We start from the raw sequence: 10,121 nt of genomic DNA on the forward strand, positions 1-10,121 counted from the left end.
GTTGAGATTCTAAAAGTACATATTAAAAATATCAAACTCTCAAGAAATGTGGATTTGTTTGAAGTAGCAAAACTCACTGCTGGACTTGCAGGGGCAGATTTGGCAAATATAGTCAATGAAGCTGCACTACTTGCAGGAAGAGGAAACAAAAAAGAAGTGGAACAGAGCGACTTTTTAGAAGCGGTAGAACGCGGTATTGCAGGATTAGAGAAAAAATCGCGCAGAATCTCACCTAAAGAGAAAAAAATCGTAGCTTACCACGAAAGTGGGCACGCACTCATTGCGGAAATCACCAAAGGTGCAAAAAAGGTAACAAAAGTTTCTATTATTCCACGCGGACTTGCCGCATTGGGCTATACATTAAATACGCCAGAAGAGAACAAATACCTTATGCAAAAGCATGAGTTATTGGCAGAAGTAGATGTGCTACTAGGAGGTAGAGCGGCAGAATCCGTGTTTTTACGCGAAATCTCAACAGGAGCAAGCAACGACTTAGAACGTGCTACGGATATTATCAAAGCAATGGTGAGCTACTACGGAATGACAGATGTAGCGGGGCTTATGGTGCTTGAAAAACAACGCAATGTTTTCTTAAATGGTGGCTTGGGAAGCAGCAGAGAATATAGCGAGGAAATGGCTCAAAAAATGGACGAATACATTAAAACCCTCTTAAACGAGCGTTTCAACGCGGTAAAAGAATCCCTAGAAATCTATAAAGAGGCGATTGAAAATATCGTCAAAGAGCTTTTTGAGAAAGAAAATATTGATGGACAAAAAGTGCGTGAAATCATCAGCGAATACGAAAAAGCACACAATTTAGAAAGTAGAATCGTCGCAGAAGAAAAAGAAGAAATATAAGGAGATTCAATGAAAACGACCACGGAAATGATTGCAAAAGAAGGCTGGAAACCTATTGGTGTAGGGCTACTTTTATTATTGCTTAGCGGGTTGTTTGGTTGGAAAATCTTTGCATTCCTTTGTCTTCTTGTAACTTTGTGTTTAATGTATTTTTATAGAAACACCGAACGCATTATGGAAGATAATGCGAGTGATTCTCTTTTGTCCCCCCTTGATGGCGTGATTAAAAATATAGAAAATAAATCCGATGGCATTTATTTGCAAATCAGCAAACCTATCTGCTTCTGTGGTATGCTTAGAATGCCTTTGGCGAATCTCGGTAAATGCGGTGAGGTTTTAGAGATTGAACATATCAAAGGTTTAAAGAATGGTGATGAAATTACAGGAGAGCGCATTACCCTTGCTTTTCATCGTGAAACTGACAAAACCCCTACTTCAACACTTTATCTTACGCTTTATCCAAAATATTTCGCACAAACCTCTTTATATCTTTGGGATTCCAATTTTAGACTTGGCGAACGCATAGGATTTTTCCTTAATGGGAACGCAACCCTAAAGATTCCGCTAAACTCCGAGCTTAGAGTAAATATTCACGATAAAATTTTGGGTGGCAAAACATTGCTTGGCAAAGTCCAATCCACACAAAGCGAAAGGGATTTAAAGAAAATCCAAGACGCCTACGATTCCAAGGACGAGCAACAGCAGGATTAGGAACACTAAAAAATGAAAATTGACCCATTGTATATTTTACCCAATCTCTTCACGGGTGTTAGCATTTATATTGGAATCTTAGCGGTTTCTTATGCCTTTATTGGACGCTTTGAGCTTGCGTGCTGGCTCGTGCTCGTTAGCCTCATTTTTGATGGATTAGACGGACGAGTCGCGCGACTTACGGGCACAACAAGCAAATTTGGTGTAGAATTTGATTCTTTGGCTGATGTGGTTGCCTTTGGTGTAGCCCCCGCAATGATTTTATTTTTCTATGGTGGCTTCCATTATGGTAAATTTGGGGTTATGGTTGCGGGATTGTATGTCGTCTTTGGTGCAATTCGTCTAGCGCGCTTTAATGTAGCAACAAGCAGCAATGAACCTAATGTATTTATTGGGCTTCCGATTCCTTCAGCAGCAGTTTTTGTAGTGAGTTGGCTACTTTTTGAAATGGAATTTCTCAAACAATATCCACAAGATTCTGAAAATATCTTTTTGCTTCCTTTGATGATTGCAAGCTTGATTGTAGCTTTTCTAATGGTGAGCAATGTGCGCTATCCAAGTTTCAAAAAAGTAAGTTTTGAAAAAATTAGTTTTGGTAAAGTTATTGTGCTTTTGATGATTATTTTAGCGATTTTATTTATTTATCCTATTTTTACAATCGTTATTTTAATCAGTCTTTATGTTTGCTTTGGTCCTATGCGAGCAGGTTATTATCTTTGCGTTAAGCATTTTTATAGAGAACCAAAGGAATAAAATGCGTATGCGATTTTATACTTATTATAGCCACACCAAAAATCTTTTAACCATTTCAATGCTCTCGCCACTGGGAATTTTGGTTTTTTATAAAAAGATTTCAAATAACAAAGGATAAAAATGGAAAGAATTAAAATTTTTGATACAACCTTAAGAGATGGTGAGCAAAGTCCCGGTGCTTCTATGAATACAGAGGAAAAAATCAAACTTGCTTTGGCGTTGGAACGTTTAGGCGTGGATATTATTGAAGCAGGTTTTGCAGCGGCAAGTCCGGGAGATTTTGAAGCGATTAGCAGAATCTCGGAAGCAATTTGCAATAGCACGATTTGTTCTCTTGCAAGAGCTGTGCCAAAAGACATTGAAAGTGCAGCAAAAGCATTAGAAAAAGCCAAACTTAAAAGAATTCATACTTTCATCGCTACAAGCCCAATCCATATGGAATTTAAACTCAAAATGCAACCCAATGAAGTGATTAAACGCGCGGTAGAAGCAGTGAGTTTAGCCAAAAGCCTATGTGAAGATGTAGAATTTAGCTGCGAAGATGCAAGCAGAAGCGATAGGGGATTCTTAAAAGAAATTGCTGCTGCAGTCATTGAAGCGGGAGCAAAAACACTCAATTTACCCGATACGGTGGGTTATAGATTGCCACAAGAATTGGGCGCAATGATTCAAGAGATTAAAGCATTTGTCGGAGATTCCGTGATTCTCTCTGTGCATTGCCACAATGACTTGGGGCTTGCGGTGGCAAACTCACTTGCTGGAATTCAAAATGGAGCAAGACAGCTTGAATGCACGATTAATGGACTAGGAGAACGCGCAGGAAATACTGCACTAGAAGAAGTTGTTATGATTCTAAAAACGCGCCAAGATATTTTTAATGGATTGGATACGCGTATTAACACCAAAGAGATTTATGCTTGCAGCAAACTTGTCTCTGATATTACAGGAATCCGCCCACAACCTAATAAAGCAATCGTTGGAAAAAACGCATTTGCCCACGAAAGTGGAATCCACCAAGATGGTATGCTAAAACATCGTGAAACCTATGAGATTATGCGTGCTAGTGATATTGGAATCCCGGAAAACAATGGCTTAGTTCTTGGCAAACATAGCGGGCGCGCCGCTTTCAAAGACAAATTGGAAAGTATGGGATTTGGGGAAATTTCACAAGATGATTTGGATAAAGCCTTTGAAAGATTCAAAGTCCTATGTGATAGGAAAAAAGAAGTCTATGATGAGGATATTCGCTCCATTATGACAGAGGAAACAACAAAGATTCCTCAAGTCTTTGAGCTTTTAGGTTTGCAGATTAGCAGTTGCTCTAGTGGCGTGCCTCACGCGGCAATTTCTATCCAAAAAGACAGGGAAACAAGAATAGATGCGGCTATTGGCAATGGAAGTGTAGATGCGATTCTAAAAACGATTGATAGAATCAGCGGATACAAAGGCGTCTTAAAAGACTACAAAGTAGAAGCGGTAAGTGAGGGAAAAGATGCTTTAGCCAAAGTTGTTGTGAAAGTAGAATTTGACCCTGAAAAACCCGCTGTAATTGGACACGGATTGCACTTAGACACAATGCAAGCAACTGCGAGAGCTTATCTTGGTGCGCTCAATAGTTACTTGTCTATGCGTGAGTTGATTACAAACAAAACGATTTGCTAACTTTAGCCAGCTATTAGATAAAGTGCGCTAAAATGCGCGGAGTTTTTTTGAGATTAAAATAGAATATTAAGGAAAACTATGACAGGGATTTTATTAGTATTGCAGTTTGTATTTGCAATCTTAATTACAACGATTGTTTTATTACAAAAAAGTTCGAGTATTGGTCTTGGCGCATATAGTGGCAGCAACGAAAGTTTATTTGGGGCTAAAGGACCAGCAGGATTTTTAGCAAAAGTAACCTTTGGACTTGGTTTGTTATTTGTCATCAATACGATTGCATTAAGTTATCTTTATGTGCAAGATTCTAAAAGCTCTATTGTAGATAAAGTAACGATTCCAACCCCTGTTTTGCCGCAGGATTCTACGCCCAATAACGCACCTGCTGCCCCCTTAGCACCTCTTGCACCCAATAATACAGAATCCAACTAAAGGAATCCTAATGGAATTACAAGAAATCTACACACACACAAAAGAAACAATGAATAAAAGCATTGAGGCAATGAAAAAAGAATTTAGCACTTTACGTAGTGGTAAAGTTTCTATTGCGATTTTAGATTCTATTCGCATTGATTATTACGATACACCCACTCCGCTTAATCAAGTAGGTTCTGTCATTGCACAAGATGCAAGCACAATTGTCATCACTCCTTGGGAGAAAAACTTGCTCAAAGACATTGAACGCACGATTCAAGAAGCAAACATCGGTGTCAATCCAAACAATGATGGCGAAACTATCAAGCTCTTTTTTCCTCCGATGACAAGCGAACAGCGCAAGGAAATCGCGAAAGAGGCGAAAAACATTGGCGAAAAAGCAAAAGTAGCAATTCGGAATATTCGCAAAGATTCTAACGACAAAGTCAAAAAACTAGAAAAAGACAAAGCTATCAGCGAAGATGAGGCTAAAAGAGGGCAAGAGGAAATTCAAAAATTCACCGATGAGGCAGTAAAAAAGATTGACGAACTAGTCAAACACAAAGAAGAGGAATTGCTCAAAATCTAGCCTTAAAGTAAGGAATCTCTAATGAATATTACACAAATCTACAAAAACGCTGGTGCGCTTTTAGAAGGGCATTTTTTGCTTAGTAGCGGGAGACATTCTCCCTTTTATTTGCAATCTGCAAAGGTACTAGAAAATCCAAAAACGGCTGAAGAATTAGGTGTGGCTTTAGCAAAAATCATTCAAGATTCTAAAATCAAGGTGGATTGCGTATGCTCTCCCGCACTTGGTGGAATCCTAGCAGGCTACGAGCTTGCGCGCGCGCTTAGAGTGCGTTTTATTTTCACAGAACGCGTGAATGGCATAATGACTTTAAGGCGGGGATTTGAAATCAAGCCAAACGAGAAAATTCTTGTGTGTGAAGACATTATCACCACGGGTGGTTCGGCTAGGGAATCTGCACAAGTCGTAGAAAAACTTGGCGCACAAGTCGTAGGATATGCTGCCTTGGCAAATCGCGGGATTTGCAATCGCTACCAAAGCTCTCATCAATTTGAAGCCAAAGAATGCAAACTCAATCCTAGTTTGCCACTTTTTGCATTAGAGGATTTTATTTTTGAAACCTTTGAAGCGCAAGATTGCCCTTTATGCCGACAAGGAAAGGTAGCGATTAAACCCGGAAGTCGGGGCAATTAAGAATCCTAAGGATAAAAAATGCGTTGGAGAAAAGTCAAACAAAATCCAAAACCTCCAACACAAGCCAAACATAAGGCAAATTCCGCTCTCCCACCAACCAATGCCTTACCTCATCGGCTCATACAAGAATTAGAACAAAACTCGTCTGACTCTTTGCAAATCGCCAATTTTTGGGAGAGAGGCAAAGCACAAGTGATTGATACTTTTATGATTTACTTGCCGCTTTTATATTTTTTAACTTATGTTGTCGTCGGCAGTGCGCAAGGATTCCGTGATTCCACTTGGGCTCCCTTTAGCGGAGTTTTGATTTATGGAATCCTTGTCGCCTTGCTTTTGGCATTCAAAGGACAAACACCGGGCAAAAAGGCTTATAATCTATGGATTGTCAGAGAAAATGGAAAAAATGTAACATTTGCTTTTGCTCTTTTGCGATTCTTTGCTTTTCTTCTCTCTGGCGTCAGTATCGTAGGAATCTTTATGCCTTTGTGGCGCAGAGACAAAAAAGCATTGCACGATATTTTGCTCAAAACCCTCATTCTCAAAAAAGGTTAATTTTCTATTAAATTTATTTTTGGCATAATTATTCACTTTTAAAGGAGTATTAGTTATGGACGGAAGATTATTTACTTTTCTAGGATTGGTTAGCCACGACCACGATTTTATTATCGCATCTCATACAATTTTAGTCGCAATTATTGCAATTATTTTAGCTAAACTTGCTACTTCAAAACTACAAGTTGTGCCCGGCACAATGCAAAATATCTTTGAAGCATTTTTGGGTGGGGTTATTTTTATGGCAAAAGATGTGATTGGCGAGGAGAAAGCACGCAAATATTTGCCTCTTACTGCAACAATCGCACTTTTTGTATGTTTGGCTAACCTCATCGGAATCATTCCGGGATTTGAAGCACCCTCCTCTAGCCTTAGCTTTACGCTTACACTCGCACTTGTTGTATTTGTATTTTATAACTTTGAAGGAATCCGCACCTTTGGAATCGTAAAATATTTTGCGCATTTTGCTGGTCCTATTAAACCATTAGCCCCACTGATGTTCCCTATTGAAATCATCTCTCACTGCTCAAGATTAGTCTCTCTCTCTTTTCGTCTCTTTGGAAATATCAAGGGAGATGATATGTTCTTGCTTGTAATGTTAATGCTTGCTCCTTGGGTTGCACCACTTCCAGCGTATTTGCTGCTAACTTTTATGGCATTTTTGCAAGCTTTCATCTTTATGATTCTGACTTATGTATTCTTAGCAGGTGCCGTTTTGGTAAGTGAGGAAGCCCATTAAGGCTTACCTCATCACCGAACCTACGCTTTACCCCAAAACTCCTTCAGAATTTCACGACTTTTATATTAGAATCCTTCAAAAACATTCTATTGATTTTGCTGCCTATCGCGACAAGGAATCACATTTTAGCCCTGCACTAATGGAAGTTTTTTTAAACCTCAACCGCTCTTATGGAATCTCAAGCCTCCTTAACTCCAACCTAGACTTAGCTCTTGAGTTCGGCTTTGATGGGGTGCATTGCAATGGCACGCAAATACGACAAATCAAAGCTGCGCGAGAAAAGCTGCCCCTAGTATTTTTCAGCGCACATTCACTTCAAGAAATCCAAGAAGCCGATAAACAAGGTGCAAATGGAATCACGATTAGCCCAATCTTTAAAACCCCAAATAAAGGCACTCCTCTGGGCATTGATTTTTTAAACAGCATTGAACCTAAAAATCTAAAAGCAGAACTTTTTGCACTAGGTGGAATCATCACACAAGCACAACTCCAAGAAATCGCCACAACAAAAATCCAAAATTTTGCCTCTATTCGGTATTTTTTAGGGTAAAACTACAATCATTTTATTTATACAATTCGATGAAAGTCAAGCAAAAATCCTTGTTCTATCAATCAAACTTAGCTTCAACTAAGTTGCCAATCTAGCAAACTAGACTCCCTAGTCCTCAAGCGCGATTCTACATTTCTTTTAAACTCTTGCGCTAGTTTTGGATTGGCTAATAAGGCTTGGAGGGATTCTTTACTTGGATTTTTGTAGGTTTGGTGCGCACATTGCAGAGTTGTGGAATCTTGAGCGGATTCTAAACAAATAGCAGAATCCTTTTGAATCCTGCCGCCTTGTATCACGCGCAAATAAAACCCAACACAACCTGTTTCAAAAAGAAATTTTGCTAACGCGTTTTTGTCCTGTGGGCTTGGATACAAACTCGGAATCTTAAAGCACTGCACACGCGGCATAGAAATCTCTAATATTACTCCATTCTCAAAACAAAGCCTATCCCCCACGCATAAATCCCCCGCCTTTACCTCCTCTAGCAAAAGATTCTCGCCCATTCCTCCATAAGGAATCTTCAAGCCTAAACACTTGCGCCACTGCGCATACGATTCCACATCGTAAGCGAAAACAGCCTTGTTTGCCCCTCCGTGATGGATTGTATCGGCGATTTCATTTCCTACAATCCCTTGATGGGTAATTTCTAGCGATTCCACCTCACGCCCTTTCATCGCACTCAAAAAAGAAGTTTTACCACAAGAATATCTTGCAATTTTCCCTATGAAAAGCCCATTTAAACGCACATTTCACCTCGCTTTTTTAGAATTGCAAGGAGTTTTTGCAATTTCACAGAATCCTTTTTGCCGACTTTTGATTCTATGCTAGAATTAATATCTAGCATTTTTGCGCCAATCTGCCTTAAGGATTCCACATTATCCACACCTACGCCACCAGCGACACATAGAGTTTGCACTCTTGCCTTTAAAGATTCCAAAACATCTAAATCAATCCCTTTCCCACTGCCCCCACCCAATGCACTTTTAGAATCCAACAGCACAAAAGGGCTGATAAACTTACCCAAATCCTCTGCACACTCCACATTCCAAACCTCATAAAAGGCGAAATCCGCCTCCCTTAACTCCACCCCACCAAAACAAGAATCTTTAACACTATGGAGTTGTAGCGCATCAACTACGCCCTCTTGATACAACTCTATCGCGGTTTGCATTTGGTTTTCATCGTCTTTTAGCACAATGATTTTAAGAATATTAGAAAATCTCTCCAACTCTCTTGCGATTTCTCTGATATACTCTATTGCGATATATCTTGGAGATTTTGGCTCTATGATAAATCCTAAAGCAGCAATTTTATCCTTTGCATAAAAAGGCTTTAATTCTTGCAAAGCCTCTGCACACATCAGCGCGTCTTGTGTGTTTGTGATTCCGCAAATTTTTAAGAATCCTAAAGGCGAATTTAGCAATCTAAAGACATTTTGATAAAAGGCATTGGGAGAGTTTTTTCCACATTCTATCGCTCTTTTTAATTTCTCTAAAGCAAGCTTGGGTTTATGATTTTTTACCAAATAACTCCCACATAAGATTCCATTAAACCCTAAATTTCCCACAATAAACCCATCAAAATTGCAAAGTAAGGAGGATTCAAAAATCACCTTGCTTTGCGGATTTTTTGCTTGGATTTGGTTTAAGAGGCAATAGGCTTGGATTCTATCAATCACAAAAGTATGCAGATTGCGCGAATTAATCCCAATAAGTTTTGCTCCCAAAGGGGTGATAAAATCCACCTCTAGCGCATTATGCACTTCCACCAAAGGCGTTAAACCCAACTCCAAACATTTTTCATAAAGTGCGCGTAGCTGCAAAAACCCACCATAGGGGTTGTTTTTTCCAATAAAAACCGCAGCAATCAGCAACACCATATCCGCGCCAAAATCGTAAGCTTCCTTGATTTGCCCTAATTGCGTAACAAAATCTTTTCGCAAGACACAGGCGTTAGGATTTGCAAGTTTAACTTCCTTTAAATCCTCTAAATCCCCCTTGAAATAATCATTCTCACACAGCACAGAAATTGCTCCCGCTCCCCCTTGCAAATACTCTTTTGCAAGTGCGCTAGGATTTGGAATCACACCAATATTTCCCGCACTTGGACTTGCCCTTTTAATCTCTGCAATCATAAAAGTAGAATCAAGATTTGGCGCATTTAGCGGAGTTGTGCGCTCACAAGAGCGCAAAGCAACCTTTTGCTTTTTATCTAAAATCTCTTTTAAAATCGTTGGCATTGCGTTAGGTTGCATTATAATCCTTTTAATGAATTTGTGTGTAGATAAAGCAATCTATGATACAGAATCTCGCTTAAAATGTCAATGGCTGGGCTTTCTGTCTCTCCCATATACAAGCCTTTTTGAATCGCGCTTTCAGATTCCAAAACTCCTAGCACATTTTCTAACATTTCTTTTTGCTCACTACTAGAAGCACTCACAAAACTTTGATTCCAACTTACATTTGCCCTCTGCCAATTCACTTTAAGAATGTCCATATTGTTTTCTTTTGCACATTGTTGAATCGCAGAGACAAGTTGTGCTACGAACATCGTTTGTCACTCTTCACTATAAAAATCCACGCCAACTTGCCTTAAAAAATCACCAAAATTTGCAAAACCAGATTTTTGCGATTCTTGATTCTCTACATAGAAATAGATTTAAA

The 10,121-nt window shown here is 39.3% G+C and carries 12 protein-coding genes and 1 pseudogene; 10 read left to right on the forward strand and 3 right to left on the reverse strand.

What is annotated here, in order from left to right; translation table 11 throughout:
• From Q1553_RS04235 to Q1553_RS04280, 10 genes and pseudogenes are all read left to right on the forward strand, one after another.
• A pseudogene (locus Q1553_RS04235) lies at window positions 1-858 on the forward strand (cell division protein FtsH); the annotation flags it as partial.
• Between the two features lie 9 nt (window positions 859-867).
• Window positions 868-1,569 carry a hypothetical protein gene (locus Q1553_RS04240; protein ID WP_297571060.1) on the forward strand — a complete coding sequence of 234 codons (702 nt, stop codon included), beginning with the start codon at window positions 868-870 and terminating at the stop codon, window positions 1,567-1,569.
• 12 nt (window positions 1,570-1,581) lie between these two features.
• Complete coding sequence (gene pssA, locus Q1553_RS04245; protein ID WP_115551335.1) at window positions 1,582-2,322, forward strand: CDP-diacylglycerol--serine O-phosphatidyltransferase; 741 nt, start codon at window positions 1,582-1,584, stop codon at window positions 2,320-2,322.
• A 120-nt stretch (window positions 2,323-2,442) separates the two neighbouring features.
• Window positions 2,443-3,984 carry a 2-isopropylmalate synthase gene (locus tag Q1553_RS04250; RefSeq protein ID WP_115551336.1) on the forward strand — a complete coding sequence of 514 codons (1,542 nt, stop codon included), beginning with the start codon at window positions 2,443-2,445 and terminating at the stop codon, window positions 3,982-3,984.
• A gap of 78 nt (window positions 3,985-4,062) precedes the next feature.
• The gene (secG, locus tag Q1553_RS04255) at window positions 4,063-4,413 is read left to right on the forward strand and encodes a preprotein translocase subunit SecG (protein ID WP_115551337.1); all 351 of its coding nucleotides are present in this window, start codon (window positions 4,063-4,065) and stop codon (window positions 4,411-4,413) included.
• Between the two features lie 10 nt (window positions 4,414-4,423).
• Window positions 4,424-4,984 (forward strand): ribosome recycling factor, encoded by a 561-nt coding sequence (gene frr / locus Q1553_RS04260; RefSeq protein WP_115551338.1) that lies wholly within the window; start codon window positions 4,424-4,426, stop codon window positions 4,982-4,984.
• Window positions 4,985-5,005: 21 nt separating this feature from the next.
• Window positions 5,006-5,617 carry an orotate phosphoribosyltransferase gene (pyrE, locus tag Q1553_RS04265; RefSeq protein WP_115551339.1) on the forward strand — a complete coding sequence of 204 codons (612 nt, stop codon included), beginning with the start codon at window positions 5,006-5,008 and terminating at the stop codon, window positions 5,615-5,617.
• Window positions 5,618-5,635: 18 nt separating this feature from the next.
• Window positions 5,636-6,169, forward strand: a complete 534-nt coding sequence (locus Q1553_RS04270) for an RDD family protein (RefSeq protein WP_115551340.1) — start codon at window positions 5,636-5,638, stop codon at window positions 6,167-6,169.
• Window positions 6,170-6,224: 55 nt separating this feature from the next.
• On the forward strand, window positions 6,225-6,908 hold the full coding sequence (locus Q1553_RS04275) for a F0F1 ATP synthase subunit A (protein ID WP_115551341.1): 684 nt from the start codon (window positions 6,225-6,227) through the stop codon (window positions 6,906-6,908).
• Window positions 6,892-7,458 (forward strand): thiamine phosphate synthase, encoded by a 567-nt coding sequence (locus Q1553_RS04280; RefSeq protein ID WP_115551342.1) that lies wholly within the window; start codon window positions 6,892-6,894, stop codon window positions 7,456-7,458. Before Q1553_RS04275 ends, Q1553_RS04280 begins: the two co-directional genes overlap by 17 nt.
• Window positions 7,459-7,532: 74 nt before the next feature.
• On the opposite strand, the gene Q1553_RS04285 is transcribed toward Q1553_RS04280, so the two are convergent.
• From Q1553_RS04285 to Q1553_RS04295, 3 genes are read right to left on the reverse strand one after another with little or no spacing between them, the layout of a single operon-like run.
• Window positions 7,533-8,204: an MOSC domain-containing protein gene (locus tag Q1553_RS04285; RefSeq protein WP_297571058.1), complete on the reverse strand. Its 672-nt coding sequence runs from the start codon at window positions 8,202-8,204 to the stop codon at window positions 7,533-7,535.
• Window positions 8,195-9,712 (reverse strand): bifunctional indole-3-glycerol phosphate synthase/phosphoribosylanthranilate isomerase, encoded by a 1,518-nt coding sequence (locus tag Q1553_RS04290; protein ID WP_245944209.1) that lies wholly within the window; start codon window positions 9,710-9,712, stop codon window positions 8,195-8,197. The genes Q1553_RS04285 and Q1553_RS04290 overlap by 10 nt, the downstream gene beginning before the upstream one ends.
• Window positions 9,712-10,008, reverse strand: a complete 297-nt coding sequence (locus tag Q1553_RS04295; protein ID WP_115551344.1) for a hypothetical protein — start codon at window positions 10,006-10,008, stop codon at window positions 9,712-9,714. Before Q1553_RS04295 ends, Q1553_RS04290 begins: the two co-directional genes overlap by 1 nt.
• Between the last annotated feature and the right edge of the window lie 113 nt (window positions 10,009-10,121).

This window comes from Helicobacter sp. UBA3407 (genome assembly GCF_949747025.1).
In the GTDB taxonomy this organism is placed as follows: domain Bacteria; phylum Campylobacterota; class Campylobacteria; order Campylobacterales; family Helicobacteraceae; genus Helicobacter_D; species Helicobacter_D ganmani.

Coding starts and splice junctions, on each gene's coding strand:
- pssA (WP_115551335.1), top strand. CDS start 1,582: ATGAAAATTGACCCATTGTATATTTTACCCAATCTCTTCACGGGTGTT.
- Q1553_RS04250 (WP_115551336.1), top strand. CDS start 2,443: ATGGAAAGAATTAAAATTTTTGATACAACCTTAAGAGATGGTGAGCAA.
- Q1553_RS04290 (WP_245944209.1), bottom strand. CDS start 9,712: ATGCAACCTAACGCAATGCCAACGATTTTAAAAGAGATTTTAGATAAA.
- pyrE (WP_115551339.1), top strand. CDS start 5,006: ATGAATATTACACAAATCTACAAAAACGCTGGTGCGCTTTTAGAAGGG.
- secG (WP_115551337.1), top strand. CDS start 4,063: ATGACAGGGATTTTATTAGTATTGCAGTTTGTATTTGCAATCTTAATT.
- Q1553_RS04275 (WP_115551341.1), top strand. CDS start 6,225: ATGGACGGAAGATTATTTACTTTTCTAGGATTGGTTAGCCACGACCAC.
- Q1553_RS04270 (WP_115551340.1), top strand. CDS start 5,636: ATGCGTTGGAGAAAAGTCAAACAAAATCCAAAACCTCCAACACAAGCC.
- Q1553_RS04295 (WP_115551344.1), bottom strand. CDS start 10,008: ATGTTCGTAGCACAACTTGTCTCTGCGATTCAACAATGTGCAAAAGAA.
- frr (WP_115551338.1), top strand. CDS start 4,424: ATGGAATTACAAGAAATCTACACACACACAAAAGAAACAATGAATAAA.
- Q1553_RS04240 (WP_297571060.1), top strand. CDS start 868: ATGAAAACGACCACGGAAATGATTGCAAAAGAAGGCTGGAAACCTATT.